Annotated in this window: 17 protein-coding genes and 1 tRNA gene; 14 read left to right on the top strand and 4 right to left on the bottom strand. The window is 33.0% G+C overall.

Features of this window, described 5'->3' with window-relative positions; genetic code table 11:
* Positions 1–66 precede the first annotated feature (66 nt).
* Positions 67–870, top strand: coding sequence for an SDR family oxidoreductase (locus J7K39_04260; protein ID MCD6179097.1), 804 nt, complete (start codon positions 67–69; stop codon positions 868–870).
* Here J7K39_04260 and J7K39_04255 read toward each other — a convergent pair.
* Positions 863–2,107 carry an ROK family transcriptional regulator gene (locus J7K39_04255; GenBank protein ID MCD6179096.1) on the bottom strand — a complete coding sequence of 415 codons (1,245 nt, stop codon included), beginning with the start codon at positions 2,105–2,107 and terminating at the stop codon, positions 863–865. The genes J7K39_04260 and J7K39_04255 overlap by 8 nt on opposite strands.
* 297 nt (positions 2,108–2,404) lie before the next feature.
* Between J7K39_04255 and J7K39_04250 the strand changes: the two genes are divergently transcribed.
* From J7K39_04250 to J7K39_04210, 9 genes are all read left to right on the top strand, one after another.
* Positions 2,405–3,280, top strand: coding sequence for an NAD kinase (locus J7K39_04250; protein ID MCD6179095.1), 876 nt, complete (start codon positions 2,405–2,407; stop codon positions 3,278–3,280).
* A gap of 2 nt (positions 3,281–3,282) precedes the next feature.
* Positions 3,283–3,981 (top strand): hypothetical protein, encoded by a 699-nt coding sequence (locus J7K39_04245; protein MCD6179094.1) that lies wholly within the window; start codon positions 3,283–3,285, stop codon positions 3,979–3,981.
* A gap of 18 nt (positions 3,982–3,999) precedes the next feature.
* The gene (locus tag J7K39_04240) at positions 4,000–4,743 is read left to right on the top strand and encodes an isoprenyl transferase (protein ID MCD6179093.1); all 744 of its coding nucleotides are present in this window, start codon (positions 4,000–4,002) and stop codon (positions 4,741–4,743) included.
* Between the two features lie 6 nt (positions 4,744–4,749).
* Positions 4,750–7,410 carry a BamA/TamA family outer membrane protein gene (locus J7K39_04235; GenBank protein MCD6179092.1) on the top strand — a complete coding sequence of 887 codons (2,661 nt, stop codon included), beginning with the start codon at positions 4,750–4,752 and terminating at the stop codon, positions 7,408–7,410.
* A gap of 84 nt (positions 7,411–7,494) precedes the next feature.
* Positions 7,495–8,043 (top strand): OmpH family outer membrane protein, encoded by a 549-nt coding sequence (locus J7K39_04230; protein MCD6179091.1) that lies wholly within the window; start codon positions 7,495–7,497, stop codon positions 8,041–8,043.
* 124 nt (positions 8,044–8,167) lie between these two features.
* Entirely contained in the window at positions 8,168–8,683 is a 516-nt protein-coding gene (locus tag J7K39_04225; protein MCD6179090.1) for an OmpH family outer membrane protein, read from the top strand.
* Between the two features lie 108 nt (positions 8,684–8,791).
* Complete coding sequence (locus J7K39_04220; GenBank protein ID MCD6179089.1) at positions 8,792–9,775, top strand: acyltransferase; 984 nt, start codon at positions 8,792–8,794, stop codon at positions 9,773–9,775.
* Positions 9,776–9,992: 217 nt separating this feature from the next.
* Positions 9,993–11,357: a TolC family protein gene (locus J7K39_04215; protein MCD6179088.1), complete on the top strand. Its 1,365-nt coding sequence runs from the start codon at positions 9,993–9,995 to the stop codon at positions 11,355–11,357.
* 34 nt (positions 11,358–11,391) lie between these two features.
* A complete protein-coding gene (locus J7K39_04210; protein MCD6179087.1) occupies positions 11,392–12,753 on the top strand; it encodes an efflux RND transporter periplasmic adaptor subunit in 1,362 nt (453 codons plus the stop codon).
* A 139-nt stretch (positions 12,754–12,892) separates the two neighbouring features.
* Here the strand turns inward: J7K39_04210 and J7K39_04205 are convergent, their stop codons facing one another.
* Entirely contained in the window at positions 12,893–13,153 is a 261-nt protein-coding gene (locus tag J7K39_04205) for a VanZ family protein (protein MCD6179086.1), read from the bottom strand.
* A gap of 286 nt (positions 13,154–13,439) precedes the next feature.
* Between J7K39_04205 and J7K39_04200 the strand changes: the two genes are divergently transcribed.
* From J7K39_04200 to J7K39_04190, 3 genes are all read left to right on the top strand, one after another.
* On the top strand, positions 13,440–14,945 hold the full coding sequence (locus J7K39_04200; GenBank protein ID MCD6179085.1) for a F0F1 ATP synthase subunit beta: 1,506 nt from the start codon (positions 13,440–13,442) through the stop codon (positions 14,943–14,945).
* A gap of 6 nt (positions 14,946–14,951) precedes the next feature.
* Complete coding sequence (atpC, locus tag J7K39_04195) at positions 14,952–15,188, top strand: ATP synthase F1 subunit epsilon (GenBank protein ID MCD6179084.1); 237 nt, start codon at positions 14,952–14,954, stop codon at positions 15,186–15,188.
* A gap of 63 nt (positions 15,189–15,251) precedes the next feature.
* On the top strand, positions 15,252–15,884 hold the full coding sequence (locus J7K39_04190) for a hypothetical protein (GenBank protein MCD6179083.1): 633 nt from the start codon (positions 15,252–15,254) through the stop codon (positions 15,882–15,884).
* Positions 15,885–15,886: 2 nt separating this feature from the next.
* Here the strand turns inward: J7K39_04190 and J7K39_04185 are convergent, their stop codons facing one another.
* Together J7K39_04185 and J7K39_04180 are read right to left on the bottom strand one after the other, a co-directional pair.
* On the bottom strand, positions 15,887–16,420 hold the full coding sequence (locus tag J7K39_04185; GenBank protein ID MCD6179082.1) for a nuclear transport factor 2 family protein: 534 nt from the start codon (positions 16,418–16,420) through the stop codon (positions 15,887–15,889).
* A 212-nt stretch (positions 16,421–16,632) separates the two neighbouring features.
* Positions 16,633–16,705: transfer RNA gene (locus J7K39_04180), tRNA-Phe, on the bottom strand.
* A gap of 103 nt (positions 16,706–16,808) precedes the next feature.
* Here J7K39_04180 and J7K39_04175 point away from each other — a divergent pair.
* A complete protein-coding gene (locus tag J7K39_04175) occupies positions 16,809–17,786 on the top strand; it encodes a glucosaminidase domain-containing protein (GenBank protein MCD6179081.1) in 978 nt (325 codons plus the stop codon).
* Positions 17,787–17,803: the final 17 nt, after the last annotated feature.

The following is a 17,803-nucleotide window of genomic DNA, read 5'->3' as shown; positions in this document are numbered from 1 at the left end:
AGACCTCTTTTTTTACGCCCTCTATTTTGCCGATGAATTTTGTATCTTTGAGGTAAAGCTATTAAAATGAACATTTTTATTACCGGAGCTACTGACGGCATTGGCAAACAAACAGCATTAGAACTTGCTTTGTTAGGACATACTGTTTTTATTCATGGCAGAAATCCCTCTCGACTTTCCGAAACAAAAGACTGGATATTATCTCAAGCTCCAAATGCAATAATAGAAAGTTTTAAAGCTGATTTTGCTTCATTACAAGAAGTAAAACAAATGGCTCAAACCTTTCTTTCCAAGAATAAACCTTTAGAAGTATTAATTAATAATGCGGGAGTATTTGAAAAAAAACTTACTTATTCTGCCGAAGGTTTTGAGCGAACATTTGCTATAAATCATCTTGCCCATTTTTATTTAACCTATTTATTTCTACCTCATTTAAAATCTCAAGCTTCAGCTAGAATCATAAATGTAGCCAGCATGGCACAAGCTACAAGCATTAATTTCAAAGCTTTAAATGCCGAAAACGGTTATAATCCATACGAGGCTTATGAACTATCAAAGCTCTGTAATATTCTTTTCACTTTTAAGTTAGCACGAAAATTAAAAGACAGTTCCATAACCGTAAACACTCTTCATCCAGGAGTAATAGGCACAAAAGTATTATATGCCGGATGGGGAATGAGTGGTAGTAGCTGGCATTCTGGAGCAGCCACTTCAATTTATTTGGCAACATCGCCCGAAGGGAGTGAAAATACGGGACATTATTATATTGATAAACAAAAATCGCAGGCCGCAAAGGCGGCATATATTCTAAAAAACCAAGATACTCTTTGGAAAAAAAGTTTAGAAATGTGTAATTCAACAGTTAAGTAAAAAGTTCTCTTTCTTTCTCAAACAATTTATTCATAACCATAGCAACGGCACCTAAAAGTTTAACTTTACCTTCTAAAGAAGAAACAATTATTTCGGTATCCTGTTTTATTCTATGAATAGTATATTTATTTAAACTTTGCTGTATAGGATCGAGCAAAAAATGTTTTGCGCTAGCTACTTTTCCCCCAATAATAATAGTTTCCGGATTAAAAATATGAATTAAACCGGCAATTCCTTTACCCAAATAAGTACCTGCCTGACTAATAAGCTCTATGGCAAATGCATCTCCATTTTCAAGAGCTTCTATAATAGTTGATACATGAATCTCATCTATATTATTATTTACCATTTCGGCAATAAGACTTTGTTTTCCGCTGGAAATCCCATTTTGTGCATATTGAATTAAAGCTGTACCGGAAGCCACCGTTTCTAAGCAACCTTTTTTTCCGCAAGTACATAATAAACCGTCTTCTACAACATTAATATGACCCAACTCACCGGCAAAGCCACTCTTACCTTCATAAATTTTCCCATTCACAATCATTCCCATACCAATGCCATCGCAAATATTTATACAAAGAACATTTTCTTTGTTACGTGCAGCCCCAAAAGCCTGCTCTCCTATAGCCATAATACGCGAATCATTTTCAGTAAATACCGGAAGTTTATAACGTTTATTAAACGCCTCTTCCAAGCTCAAACCATCAATGAGTAAATCACTATACGTTTCCCCTGTCTTTGCTTCAATTAATCCCGGAAGCGAAATTCCAATTCCAAGATATTGACTTGTTTTAAAATCAAGCCTGACCAGTAAGTCATCTAATCTTTTAAAAATTTCTTCAAAAACCTGTTTTTTATTTTTTACATTATCAAAATATGTGATAATATCCGATACCGCTTCGTTTTGTAAATTAAAAACCCCCATCTTAATCATTCTACAATCAATATCGATACTGATAATATATTTAACATTAGGGTTTATTCCATATAAATTCGGACGACGTCCTCCAATGGAAACACCATGTCCTAACTCTTGAACAATACCAAGATTTACCAGTTCCGATAACAACTTATTAATAGTAGGAGAACTCACATTTAATAATTTGGCTAACTCAGGATTAGATGAGTGTCCATTTTTATACAAATACTCTATAATAAAACTTTGTTGTCGGGTTTTTTTTAAGTCGGTATTAGAAACCTTATTTCTAAAATCTGTTTGCGGGAGTAAATTGAGCATACTTTATTGATAATTTTAATAAGCTGCTAAAATAAGTAAAATATTTTATAAAGTTTCGTGCGTTTCAAAATATACATATTACAATATTCTTAAAAATACTGTTTGGTGTAATTATCTACTTTTCAAGTGGACATTAAAATATTATATTCTACAAATAGATTCTTATACGTAGCGGCTTATCAGTTAATTATTGTTAATAATAGCTTGCTAAATTTCGTGAGCCATTTTAAAAGTTTAAATTTGCCAAAGAATTTTAGCAAATAATTCATTTGTAGCAAATTATAAATACAAAGCAAAATGAGGGTTGGTATTTTCGGTAAATCACTTAACGATTCGTCTTATTCGTTCTTAAATGAATTGATTAAAGTTCTCAAAGAAGCCGATTTCAATACTTTATTTTATACTCCATTTGCAGAAGAAGTCAAAAGCAGAATTGATTTAAGCAGCTACCAAACCTTTACCGGACCTTATAATTCTCCTGAAAAATTAGACTATATTATTTCTTTGGGCGGGGATGGGAACATGCTAAACACAGTTGCAATGGTTCACGACTCAGGAATTCCGATACTAGGAATTAATATGGGAAGATTAGGTTTTTTATCTAGCGTTAACCGCGAACAAATTAAAGAAGCTATTACTGCACTAAAAAATAAAAGTTTTAAAATTGATACTAGAAGTTTATTAAAACTCAAATCTCATGCTAAGCTTTTTAACAATAAAAATTTTGCTTTAAATGAAATTACGGTATATAAACAACAACCCAATTCTATGGTCTCCATTCATGTTTATATTGATGACGACTATTTGAATTCATATTGGGCTGATGGTCTTATTATAGCCACTCCAACAGGATCGACAGCTTATTCTATGAGTACAGGAGGCCCTATAATCTATCCTGATGCAAATAATTTTATTATTACTCCCATTGCACCTCACAATTTATCTGTACGTCCACTCGTTATCCCTGATGATAAAACGGTGAGATTAAAAATTAACGGCAGAGACGATAGCTATTTTGTAAGTTTAGATGCTAGAACACAGAGTTTTCAATCTGATGAAGAACTAATCATCGAAAAAGAAGATTTTAAAATTCAGCTAATTCGTTTGCCCGACGAAAATTTTTTCTCCACTATTCGTGCTAAATTATTATGGGGAATTGATAAAAGGAATTAAACATGGGAATTGATAGGGTAAATCAGAAATATATGCAACTACAACAAAAATTAATTTATTTAATTTTAGGTGTTAATATTATGTTTTTTTTACCCTTGGTTTCTTCCGCACAAACGTTAGAAATAGGAGCTTTTGGCGGTGCGGCATATTATCTTGGCGACCTTAATCCTCAACGGCATTTTACCGAAAGCAATATCGCCTATGGTGGAGTCTTAAAGTATAATTTAAATCAGCGTTGGGCAATTAGCTTAGAAGCAACTCAGGCTGATATTAAATCCGATGCCACAACGTATAATATTGATCACACGACAAACCCAACCGCTAATCTTTCAACACAAATAAAAGATTTAGCTTTAATAGGAGAACTTAATTTCTTTCCCTATGCCATTGGCGACAGGAAAAACAGGTGGACGCCTTATATTTTTGGTGGAGCTGCTGTTTTTACGTCAGACAATATAGACTTAGGCTTTTCTACTCCTTTTGGCTTAGGATTTAAACTAAGTCCATTTAAAAAAATTGGATTAAACTTATTTTGGAGTGCAAGAAAAACATTTACAGATGATTTAGATAATATTGCTTCTACAGATTATAAAGGATACAATGGAGATTGGTACGTTTTTTACGGATTAAATATTACTTTTGCCTTCCGTTTAAAAAAAGACAACAGTTGTCGAAATTTAATTAATGGAAGGTATTATTGATTATACTAAATTTGCAGGATGAATTTTAAAGATCAGATAGACATAAAACGTTTGCCAAAGCATGTTGCCATTATTATGGATGGTAACGGTCGGTGGGCTAAAGAGCGCGGGAAATTGCGTGTTTTCGGTCACGAAAATGGGGTTGCTGCTGTAAACAAAACTACCGAAGCTGCTGCTGAACTTGGAATAAAATTCATAAGCCTTTATGCTTTTTCAACAGAAAATTGGAATCGACCTAAAAAAGAAGTCGACGCTCTAATGAATCTGTTAGTAAGAACTATACACAAAGAAACTAAAACGCTCAACAAAAATAAAATTCGCCTACAGGCAATTGGAGATTTAAAAAGCTTAAAACCGGATACATACAAAGAATTAATGGCTGCTATTGAAAAAACAGCACAAAATGACCGTATGACTTTATCTCTGGCTTTGAGTTATAGTTCTCGCTGGGAAATTACAAATGGAGTTAAACAAATTGCCGAAAAAGTAAAAAACGGGGACTTAGAGATTGACGATATCAATATCGACAGCATTAGTCAACACCTAACTACTAATTTTATGCCCGATCCTGAACTTTTAATCAGAACCAGCGGAGAACAACGTGTCAGCAATTTCATGCTTTGGCAAATAGCCTATAGCGAATTATATTTTTGCCCTAAATATTGGCCCGATTTCGGGAAAGAAGATTTTTACAAAGCCATCGTTGATTATCAATCGCGCGAAAGACGATTTGGCAAAACAAGTGAACAGACAACTAAGTAAGCTAAGATGCAGATTAAGAATTATTTAACATACGCAAAACAAAGTATCATTACTACTGCCGTACTTTTATTTACCATAGTTTTGGTATTACCTTCTACGGCTCAAAATAATGCACTAATTGATTTGAACTACGAAAAGCCCAAATCATATAATATCGAATCTATAGAAGTAAGCGGTATAGAATTTCTCGATGAGAATGCGCTAATAATTATTTCGGGTTTAAGTATTGGAAAAAAAATTAATATCCCCGGCGATGATATTGCTATCGCTATTCGTAAACTTTGGAAACAAGGCCTTTTTGAAGATATTAGTATTGGTGTCATTGGAGTTCGTGACGATAATATTAGCCTTAATATTACCTTAAAAGAACGCCCTCGTTTATCTAGCTTCAATATTAGCGGAATAAACAAAAGCAATAAAGAAACTTTACGCGAAAAATCAAAACTTGTTCCGGGCGATGTGGTAACAGAGAATTTATTGATTCGTACCAAAGAAATTATAGAGAGCCACTTTGTTGAAAAAGGGTTTTTTAATACTAATGTTGAAATAGTAAAAAAGTCCGACCCTAAAAGACCTAACAGCGTTCATTTAGATATTAAAGTAAAGAAAAACAAGCGTATTCGTATTGATCAAATAAATATTATCGGAAATAAAGAGATTAAGGACGAGCGACTAAAATCTGCATTAAAAGAAACTAAGGAAAAAGCCTTTGTAAAACCCTTAAAATATGCCGATGAATTACTTGTTAATTTAGCCAAAGATGCCATAAGCTTAAAATGGCCTAAAATGCGTACAGATGTCTTAGATTATGTTGACAAAAGTTTTAGGATGACCATTTTAAAATCGTCTAAATTTATTCCTAATGTTTTTGAAGACGACAAAGCTTTACTTATTGAAAAGTATAACAAACTCGGCTATCGCGATGCTAAAATTATTAGCGATAGCATATACCGCAAAAAAGATAATACTATGATCATCGACATTAGTGTTGATGAAGGTGACAAATACTATTTCCGTAATATAAATTGGGTTGGGAATACTGTATATTCCGATAAAGACTTAGGAGCTGTTTTGCAAATCAGAAAGGGCGATCCTTATAATAAAGAGCTTTTAGAAACCAATTTATCATTTAATCAAAACGGTCCTGATGTAAGCTCTATGTATTTAGATCATGGTTATTTGTTTTTCAGTGTCGACCCTGTTGAAGTTCAAGTAGAAAACGACTCTATAGATCTGGAAATTCGTGTTCGTGAAGGCGACCAGGCTTACTTAAAAAACATAATCATAAAAGGAAATACACGCACTAACGACCATGTAATTGTACGAGAACTACGCACACGACCCGGGCAATTATTTAGTCGAGAAGCGGTTATCCGTACACAAAGAGAATTAGCTCAATTAAAATATTTCGATCCTGAAAAATTAGGTGTCGATGTTCAGCCAAATCCCATCGATAAAACCGTTGATATTATTTATACTGTCGAAGAAACATCTTCTGATCAAATTGAGCTTTCAGGAGGTTGGGGTTATGGTAGAATTATTGGAACAGTAGGTTTATCATTTAACAACTTCTCCATACGTAATATTTTTAATAAAAAAGCCTATCAACCTATCCCTTCAGGCGACGGACAAAAACTGAGCTTACGTTTTCAAACTTATGGTGCCGGTTACAACAGTTATAGTCTTTCTTTTACTGAACCTTGGCTTGGCGGAAAACGTCCTAATGCTTTAAGTGTTTCCATTTTTCACTCAAAATATTCATACGAAGACTATTATAATACTACTGATGTTGTAACTCCAAGCAATTCCTTTATCATTAATGGACTTTCTTTGGGTATTGGTCGTCGACTTAAATGGCCGGATGATTTCTTCCAAATGTATATGGGAATTAATTTACAACAATACGACTTAAAAAACTATAATGTATTTAGTTTTGGCGATGGAACCGGACAGTTTAACAACTTTAACTTTACACTGACAATAAATCGTAACTCAACCGACCAACCAATCTATCCTCGTGGCGGATCGGATGTGGGATTTACCCTTGAGCTCACTCCTCCGTATTCTTCCTTTGGTACTAAAGATTACAAAACAATGGGAGATGAAGAAAAGTACAAATGGGTTGAATACCATAAATGGAAAATGAAAGCTAATTTCTTTTCTTCAATTATTGGCGATTTAGTTTTAAGTACCAGAACACAATTTGGCTTCTTAGGATATTACAATAAAGATATCGGAGTAACTCCATTCGATCGTTTTTTCTTAGGCGGTGATGGATTATCGGGATATAATAATATGGACGGTCGTGAACTTATAGGTTTACGGGGTTATTCAAACGAAAGCTTAACACCAAATTATGCTACCAGCACAAATTTAGGTGGAGTTATTTACAATAAATTTACTTTAGAACTACGCTACCCCTTATCATTAAATCCAAGTGCAACAATATATGTTATGAGTTATTTTGAAGGCGGTAATTCTTGGGATAGCTTTGCTAATTTTAGTCCTTTTAAAATATATAAAACGGCGGGTATTGGAGTTAGAGTATTCTTACCTATGTTTGGACTCTTAGGTTTAGATTGGGGTTATGGTTTCGACGATGTTCCCGGTTTACCAGAGGCTTCCGGAGGTCAATTTCATTTCTCTATCAACCAAAGTTTAGATTAATCTTGGCATAGTTTTGGAATTCATCTTTTTTACAAAGCATGGATATCGCTTTGAAAACAAAAGTTTAATAAAAAATTCAAAACAATGAAAACACGTAGAAAATTAAAAATCAGCCTATTATTAGCTTTCTTGTTTACTAGCGTTACTTTTGCTTATTCTCAAAAGTTTGCTTATGTTGACAGTGATTATATCTTACAAAATATCCCCGAATACCAAGATGCACAAAACCAATTAGACGAGTTTGCCGAAGAATGGCAAGCCGATATTGAACAAAAATTTGGTGAAATAGATAAAATGTACAGGAAATATCAAGCCGATGCTGTTTTACTTCCTGAGGATATGAAACGCAAAAGAGAAGATGAAATTATCTCTAAAGAAAGAGAAGTGAAAAAATTTCAGGAAGATATATTCGGACAAGAAGGTAAGCTTTTTAAGAAACGAGAAGAATTAATACTTCCTATTCAAGAGCGCGTTTATAACGCTATTGAAAAAATTGCCAATCTAAAAAATTACGGTATTGTTTTCGACAAATCATCGGGTGCAAGTATGTTATTTTCCAATTCAAACTTGGATATTAGCGATGAAGTACTTAAAGAACTTGGCTATAACTACAATACTAAAGGTAATAATTAATAAAAAAACTTAAAAAGTTCCATTTATTTAAGATAAAACTATAAATTTGCGCCCTGTTGATACCGAAACAAGCGCAAAATGTGGAGGTTTAGAAAGAAAATAAACGAAATTTAATTCAAAAAAAATGAAAAATATTTTAAAAGCTCTTGTAGTAATTGTATTGTTTGTGGCTAGTGTTAGTGCTCAAGCTCAAAGCAATGTTAAAATCGGTTATATTGATTTTGCACAAATTGTTAGTTTAATGCCAGGACAAGATTCAATAAACACAAAATTGCAAGCACATGTTGCTTCTTTAGAATCGCAATTAAAAGCAATGCAAACTGAATATGAATCAAAAGTAAACGATTATCAGGCTACACAGGCTACTATGTCGCAAATTATCAAGCAAACTAAAGAAAAAGAAATATTAGATCTTCAACAACGAATTGAAGCATTCAACAAACAAGCACAATACGAAATTCAAAATAAGCAAATGGAACTAACCCAACCTTTAATTGATCGTATTCAAAATGCTATTAAAGCTGTTGGTAAAGAAAACGGATTTACTTATATCCTAAACGGAAATGAACAAATCATTCTTTATTCTGATGGAGGTATTAATGTATTGCCTTTAGTTAAAAAGAAATTAGGTATTAACTAATTTGTTATACCCACAAAAAAGCTGTCAATAAAAATATTGACGGCTTTTTTTGTGTCTGATATTTTGCTAAAACCCAAAATCTAATTTTCCTGCCGTATATTTGCATCAATGAAATTAAACGATTACATCGAGAAACTATTTGATATTGATAATGAAGATACATTCAATAAAATGTGTTTAACAGCTTTTCAATATCAATATAACAATATCGACGTTTATCAGCAGTTTGTTAATTCCATTCGAGTAAACCCAAAATCAATTGACCATTATTCAAAAATACCGTTTCTACCTATATCATTTTTTAAAACGCACAATTTATCGACAGGAAATTCTCAAGCAATTTTTAAAAGTAGCGGAACCACATCTTTTGGTCGCAGCCAACACTTTGTTCAAAATTTAAAACTCTACGAAACTTCTTTTACAAAAGGATTTGAGCAATTTTACGGCTCAGTTAAAGATTATTGTATCCTAGCTTTACTACCTTCCTATATTGAAAACGGAGATTCCTCACTTGTTTATATGGCAAATAAACTTATTCGCGATAGCAAAAACAAGAATAGCGGTTTCTATCTTAATAATATCGAAGAACTTTCTGAAAAATTAAGTTTTTTAGATGCTCAAGGACAAAAAATACTTTTACTTGGCGTTTCTTATGCCCTACTCGATTTAATTAATACAAAAAAGTTCCAACTGAAGAATACCATAATAATGGAAACAGGAGGAATGAAAGGGCGGCGAAAAGAAATGATAAGAGAAGACTTACACCAAGAGCTACAACTAGGTTTTGGAATCAAAAATATTCATTCAGAATACGGAATGACCGAATTATTATCTCAGGCTTATTCAAAAGGAAAAGGCATTTTCAAAACTCCCGGTTGGATGAAAATTCTTATTCGAGATATTAATGATCCTTTTGAAATACTGCCAAATAGTCTGAGTGGAGGAATAAATATCATCGATTTGGCAAATATTTATTCCATGTCATTTATAGAAACAAAAGATTTAGGAAAAGTCCATTCTAATCAAGAATTTGAAATACTTGGCAGATTTGACAATAGTGATATCAGAGGGTGCAACTTACTAATTAGCTGACACAATTAAACTTAAAAATTATCGTTCCTTTTATATAAAATATTTTTTTTGATTTGTAACCTATCATATTTGATACCGTCTATAAATCAACAACAAATTATTAACTACTAATAAAGGGTTACAGTTCTATTTGGCATATTTTTAGCTTATTTCTAAAAAAAATACACGTAGAGACTTAAAAATTCTTAATTTAGTAAGTTGATAGAAAACATAAACTATGACCCCTTTTAAAGTAAACTCTCATATAATCTCAAGCTTCTTTTTAGTTTTTGCCTTAAGTATAAGCACTATTTTCGCTCAAAAAATTTGGACTTTAGAAGATTGCATAAACTACGCTTTTGAAAATAATATTCAGATTAAACAGAGCAAATTACAGATAGAATCTATTCAGGCAAATTTAAAACAAAGTAAATTTGAATTTGCTCCATCCTTAAACGGCACATCATCTTTAAATTATAATTGGGGACGATCTATTGATCCTGTAACTAATACTTATATCAACACCAATAATATGAGCTCCAGTTTTGGAGTAAATAGCGGACTAACTATTTTTGGAGGATTTCAAAAGATTAATACCGTAAAACAGAATGAACTTGCATATAGTTCCAGCCTTTACGATTCAGAAAAAATAGCAAATGACATTGCCCTGCAGTTAACGGGAGCTTATCTAAATATTTTATTCAACCACGAAATGCTGATTGTTGCTCAAAATCAGGCCGATGTCACAAAACAACAAATAGAAAGAACAAAAAATCTTGTTGAAGCAGGAATATTACCTAAAGGAGATTTATTAGAAATTGAAGCGCAAGGTTTAATGGAAGAGGTAAATGTAATAAGAGCAGATAATAATTTAAGCCTGTCTTATCTTGACTTACTACAGATATTAGATCTATCAGCTAATGAAGAATTTGAAATAGAACGCCCTGATATTTCTATCAATGATGAGCTCTCCGTTATACCATCAGAACAAGTTTATGCAAATGCCGTAAACTTTATGCCGGAAATTAAGAGAGCGGAGTTAGATGTACTTAGCTCTTCAAGAAATATTATGATTGCCAAAGGAGCTGCCTATCCTTCTCTATCACTTCGTGGAGGACTTAATACCAACTATATTGATTCTAAACTTATAGATTTTACCGATCCTAACTCACCTGTTATGGCATTTTGGGATCAGATTTCCGACAATATAAGCGAATATCTTACCCTTTCTTTAAACGTTCCTATTTTTAATGCATATCAAACTACAACACGTATAAAGCAAGCACAAATTCAAAACCTAAATAGTAAATTTAATTTGGAGCTGACCAAAAATACTTTACGAAAAAGTATAGAACAGAAATATTTTGATGCTATAGCGGCATACAAAACTTATCATGCAAACAAAGCAACAGTAAAATCCCTAAAAGAAGCATTTAAATATACCGAAGAAAAGTTTACTTTAGGGATGTTAAACTCAGTTGATTACAACTTAGCAAAATCAAGATTAACTCAATCAGAATCTGATCTGCTACGTGCAAAATACGATTACATTTTCAAAACAAAAATACTCGACTTCTATATGGGCATTCCATTGAAGTTTTAAAACAAATCATATCATAATTAACAAAACTAAAAGAATGAATAATAAGTTAATTTATTGGTTAGGCGGTGCTTTGGTTATTATAATCATTGTTTTAGCTGTTCTAAAGAAGAATGGAAAATTAGGCAAAGTCGATTCTACCAAAGTAACCGTTGAAAAAGTTATGACTGCCACTATTATCGAAACGGTTACTGCAAATGGAAAAATTCAACCTGAAAAAGATATTAAGGTAAGCCCTTTTATTTCGGGCGAAGTAATTGAACTAACCGTTTTAGAAGGAGACATGGTTAAAAAAGGACAGCTATTAGCCAAAATAGATCCTGAACAATATATTGCGGCTTACGAACGTTCCGAAGCCGGCTTAAATTCTCAAAAAGCCTCCGAAGCCAATGCTCGTGCCAATCTTGCTTCAGCAAAAGCAGAATTCATTAAAAATAAATTAGATTACGATCGTAATATGGCTCTTTGGAAAAAGAAAGTGATTTCAAATTCTGATATGGAAAGAATTAAATCAACTTTTGATGTTTCCAAAGCTCGTGTTGATGCTGCTGAACAAACATTAAAATCATCCGAATTTCAAGTAAAAAGTTCTGCCGCTTCTTTACGTGAAGCTAAAGAAAATTTAAATAGAACTGCTGTTTATGCTCCGCAAGACGGAACCGTTTCTAAGCTAAACGTAGAACGAGGAGAACGCGTTCAAGGAGCTTCTCAGTTTTCTGCAGGTACCGAATTAATGCGTATTGCAAACCTTAACAATATGGAAGTAAATGTTGAAGTTAGCGAAAATGATATTGTACGTGTACATCTTGGCGATACCACTTTAATTGAGGTTGACGCTTATTTGAATAGAGAGTTTAAAGGCTTGGTGACTGAAATTGCAACATCAGCAAATACCACAGGAACCAGTGCCGATCAAGTAACAAATTTTGACGTAAAAATTAGAATCCTAAGTGATTCTTATCAAGATTTAGTTCCTGAAAATGACCCGTCGTATTCTCCTTTCCGTCCGGGAATGTCAGCATCTGTCGATATACAAACAAATACAGAAAGCGATGTAATAGCAGTTCCGATTGCAGCAGTTACTACGCGTGCCGATACTACAGGTCGTCTAAAATCAGCCCGAGAAAAGCGTGAAGAAAAGAAAGAAGAAGAAAAGGGACAATCTACTTCTAAAAAAGTAATCAAAGAATATGTTTTCTTGTATGTTGACGGCAAAGCCGAAATGGTTGCTGTAAAAACAGGAATACAAGATAACAGCATTATTCAAATTTTAGAAGGTGTTGAACTCGGTCAAGAAGTTATTACAGGACCCTATACCGCAGTATCCAAAACATTAAAGAACCACGATGAGGTAGAAAAAACCGAGAAAAAAGATTTATTTAAAGGGGAAAAAGACTAAGCCGTTTTTAAACCATTATCAATTTTAAAGACTCTATCGCATAAAACGTACAAACTGAAATTCTCATAGGGTTCAATTTTCGAATTGAACCCTATTTTCAAATATCATCACAAATTGATTTAAAATTACGCCCCAATTTCTAAGCACCAAGAACACCCATAAACCATCCTAATGTAATTCCACTTATTAATCCTATTACATTCATCATGATATCAAAAATATCGAATGAGCGGTAAGTCAAGAATAACTGAACAAATTCTATCGACAAGGTAAAAAATATTAAAAAATAAGCGCTCTTATTTTTTAATATAATTTGGGATAATGTTCCTGCATCAAATTTAGGAGTAATATATAAAAATCCTAAAATTAAAAACAGTGTAAAATGGACTATCTTATCCAAACACGTAAAATTAAGATTAGATTCCGCATCAAAAGGCTTGACCATCAAAAACAAAATTAAAAATAGCCAAAGCCAAAATAATATTGGGAAAAAGGGTTTGCTTTTTTTATAAACGTTCAAAATATTAAATAATTAAAATAAAGGAAACAAAGGTATTAAAATACGACAAGCAAAATTCTTTTAATTGATTTGGGATGAAAAGATTAAAAAATATAAAAAAATCAATCTCTCCAAAGATTATCAGTCAGATTATCTTATATTTGCGCAGAATTTTAACAGAAAATACATGGAGAATAAGGCTGTAGGGAAAATCTCCCAAATCATCGGACCAGTTATCGATGTTACTTTTGATCAAGTAGAATATCTTCCTAATATTTATGACGCTTTAACAATAACCAATGAAAATGGTCATGTTATTGTTATAGAAGCTCAACAAGATATTGGAGAAAATACTATTCGTGCAATTGCAATGGATTCTACTGATGGTCTTCATCGTGGAATGGAAGTTGTATCTACCGGAAAACCTATTTCAATGCCCGTTGGCGAAGATATTAAAGGTCGTTTATTTAATGTTATTGGTGAGACAATTGATGGATTACCAAGTATTAAAACCGACAGTTCTTACCCTATTCACCGTGAGCCACCTAAATTTGAAGAGCTTTCAACATCTAAAGAAATTTTATTAACGGGAATTAAGGTTATAGATTTGATAGAGCCTTATTCTAAAGGTGGTAAAATTGGTTTATTTGGCGGAGCCGGTGTTGGCAAAACGGTTATTATCCAAGAACTTATAAATAATATTGCTAAGAACTACAAAGGCCAATCCGTTTTTGCTGGTGTTGGAGAACGTACCCGTGAAGGTAACGATCTTTTACGTGAGATGATTGAAGCTGGCATTATCAATTACGGCGAAGAGTTTAGCAAAGATATGGAAGAAGGCGGATGGGATCTTTCTAAAGTTGATATGGACAAGATGAAAGAATCGCAAGTTACTTTAGTGTTCGGTCAGATGAACGAACCTCCTGGAGCTCGTGCTCGTGTTGCCCTTTCTGGCTTAACCGTTGCCGAATATTTCCGTGATGGTGTTGGCCAACCAACAGGTAACGATATTTTATTCTTTATCGATAATATTTTCCGTTTTACACAAGCAGGTTCTGAAGTTTCAGCTTTGCTTGGTCGTATGCCTTCTGCTGTTGGTTACCAACCTACTTTAGCTACTGAAATGGGATTAATGCAAGAACGTATTACATCTACAAAACGCGGTTCCATTACTTCTGTACAAGCGGTATATGTTCCTGCGGATGACTTGACTGACCCTGCTCCTGCAACTACATTTGCTCACCTTGATGCAACAACGGTATTGAACCGGAAAATTGCAGAATTAGGTATTTATCCTGCTGTAGATCCGTTGGATTCTACATCTCGTATTCTCTCTCCTGATGTTGTTGGCGATGCACATTACAATACCGCTCAACGTGTAAAAGAATTACTGCAACGTTATAAAGAACTTCAAGATATTATTGCCATTTTAGGAATGGACGAGCTTTCTGAAGAAGATAAGCTGGTAGTACACCGTGCTCGTCGTGTTCAACGTTTCTTATCACAACCTTTCTTCGTAGCGACTCAATTTACCGGTCTCGAAGGTAAGTTTGTTTCTTTAGAAGATACAATCAAAGGATTTAATATGATAATGGACGGCGAAGTAGATAAATATCCCGAAGCAGCTTTCAACCTTGTCGGAACTATTGAAGAGGCCATTGAAAAAGGCGAAAAATTATTAGCTCAAAAATAAATAATTATGAACCTTCAAATTGTAACACCTGACAGTAACATTTTTGATGGAGAAGCTAGTTTAATAAAGCTTCCGGGCATAGATGGTTCTTTTGAAGTCTTGGAAAATCACGCACCAATTATTTCGGTATTAAAACAAGGAGAACTTAAAGTGATAAAAGCCGATAAAACAGAGGCTCTTTTCCCTATTAAAGGCGGTGTTGTTGAAGTGCTCAATAATAAAGTATTGATACTAATTCAGTAACTTTAAAATATTTTTAATAAAGCCTGATTCTATTTAGAGTCGGGCTTTTTTAATAAAAACATTATGCGTAAATTTTTTAGAATATTTACCCTGCTTATTTTAGCTTTTAGCTTTACCTCCTGTATTGAACTCGTTGAGGAGATTAAAATAAATACTGACTTGTCAGGAGAATATCACCTCTACTTAAAACATAATGGCTTAGGATTTTTATTCAATTCTATTGGACAAAATATAGATTTAAGCAGACTTGATGATGGATTACAAAAACTAGAGCAGCAAAATGGAATTAGTAATTTAAAGACCAATATTAATCCAAAAAAAGGCAAATTTTCTATCCAATTTGATTTTTCGGATGATAACAGTTTAAATCGTGCTTTTTATGCAGCATTAGGTGTTAAGAAGAGGTTTTACCATAAGAACTTTTTAAAAATCAGTCAATCCAAAATAAAGCGACCGAATTTAACTCCCTACCTTGTTAGATATGCTAAATCGCAAGGCTTATTAGATCAGCTTCCCGACGAGAACATATTAGACTATGTTAAATACAGATATCGGGTTATTAGTTCTGAAAATATAAAACATGCCATACCTGAAAGTTATTTATCAAAGAAACAAGAATATGATCAATTATATCCTCTAAAATCTTTGCTTTTACACAGACAAAGTTCTAAAAGTATTATTTATTTAGAAAAATGAATCTATTTTGTTTTAACCATTTTGGGAATTGCAGGAATAGACATATGCTGTTGTACTAAACGCCATTTTCCATCAATCTTCTGCATAACTCCGGTAAAACGTATTCCTTCATATGTCATGGCTCTTTCTTCAAATACAAAATTGTAATTTAATTCTTCGGCGAACCAGGCTATAGTAGCATCATCATTTAACCAAATTGTTTGATCGGTAATAGAAATTAGCGTTTCCCCAAAAGTTCTGAATTGTTTTTTAATAGCTTCACTTATTTCTTCCCAACCTTCTAATTTTTGATCGTTATCTGTTCCTATTAATAAAACATCTTCTGATGTCCACCAGATATTTTCAATCATTTCGAAATTACCACTTTCTGTAGCAGCCGCTAAATTATCAAGTAATTGAGAAATTTCTAATTTTTCTCGCGTCACATCAACAGCTGCTTTTTTATCCATATCGTTATCATGCGATTTTTCATTAACACAGGATGTTATTAGAAAAATTGATGATAAAACCAGTAATAAACCCATTATTTTTTTCATATGCCTATAGTTTTTACGTCTCGGTTAGGTAGAAAATGTAAGACTACTGTTATCGGTTTGTGTAAGATGACATACAAACACTCTCTACAAACACTTGACTATTTATAAAAATACTACCTCAAAGTTAATCAAATAGAACGACAAAATGAAAGTAAGATGCTTAAAACAGAATAAATAAGAAAGCCCGATTTAAAAAAACCGGGCTTTTAAAGTGGCATCGACTGGAATTGAACCAGTGACACAAGGATTTTCAGTCCTCTGCTCTACCAACTGAGCTACGACGCCAGCAGTGTTTGCGAGTGCAAATTTAAACCCTTTTTTCAATCCAGCAATATTTTTTCAAAAATTTTGCGCATTTTTACAGCAGCAAAAACAATAGCTGCATTATATGACAGAATCCCCACTTAAAAAATCCGTATTATTATTTTCAACCAAAGTTTCTTTTCTCCTGTTTATCAGCATTATACTGAGCTTTTGCAATCCCAAAAAACAAAAAACTAAACAGAAAATTATTTCTATCGATAGCGTAGACACCTACAATATATCCGGAAAAAATAAAGCAAACACCTCTTTCAGTCAAAAAAAAGAAGAAACTAAAGAGGTTTCTATTAAGTCTGATACTAAAAATACCATAATCATTTCATCACTTCTACCTGATTTCAGCACCTATAAAAATGTTAAACAGAAGAAAAAAGCTTTTTTTAGCTTTTTAACGCCTCTTATTCAAAAAGAAAACCGCCTAATTATTCAGCAAAGACAGTTTATACAAGAGCAATATCAAATATTCAAATTAAAAGATACTCTCAGCACTGAAAATATTACCTTACTAAATAAATATATTTTAGATTATCGTTGTGAAAATACTGATTTACAGGACACGAACACTTATAACGACTTGCTCTTAAGAGTGGATATTATACCTCAAGAATTAGCTCTGGTACAAGCAGCATTAGAGTCCTCATGGGGAAGTAGTTATTTTGTTAGAGCAGCTAATAATCTTTATGGACAATGGTGTTTTAAACCCGGTTGTGGTGTTATTCCAAGAGCTAGAAAAGAAGGTAAAACTCATGAAGTTGCAAAATTCGAAACTCTTGAACAAAGCATAAGATCTTATATGCTTTTCTTAAATTCTCATCCTGCATTTAGTCTATTACGTAAAGAAAGAGCGACTAAGCGTAAGCATAATAAACAACCCGATGCTATTTCAATGGCAAATGGACTTAAGGATTATTCAGCCCGAGGTCAAAAATATATCAAAGAAATAAAAAGCATGATACAAACAAATAAGGAGTTTTTAATTGAAACTACCAAAAAAAACAACGCTCTTACTATTTCTTCACTAAAAGTAAAAGGAAATTCAAATTAAGAATTTTTATGATAAAA

The sequence above is a fragment of the Bacteroidales bacterium genome, assembly GCA_021157585.1.
GTDB lineage: Bacteria > Bacteroidota > Bacteroidia > Bacteroidales > UBA12170 > UBA12170.
Note: the sequence above shows the minus strand (reverse complement) of the source record. Positions and strands in the feature narration are given on the sequence as shown.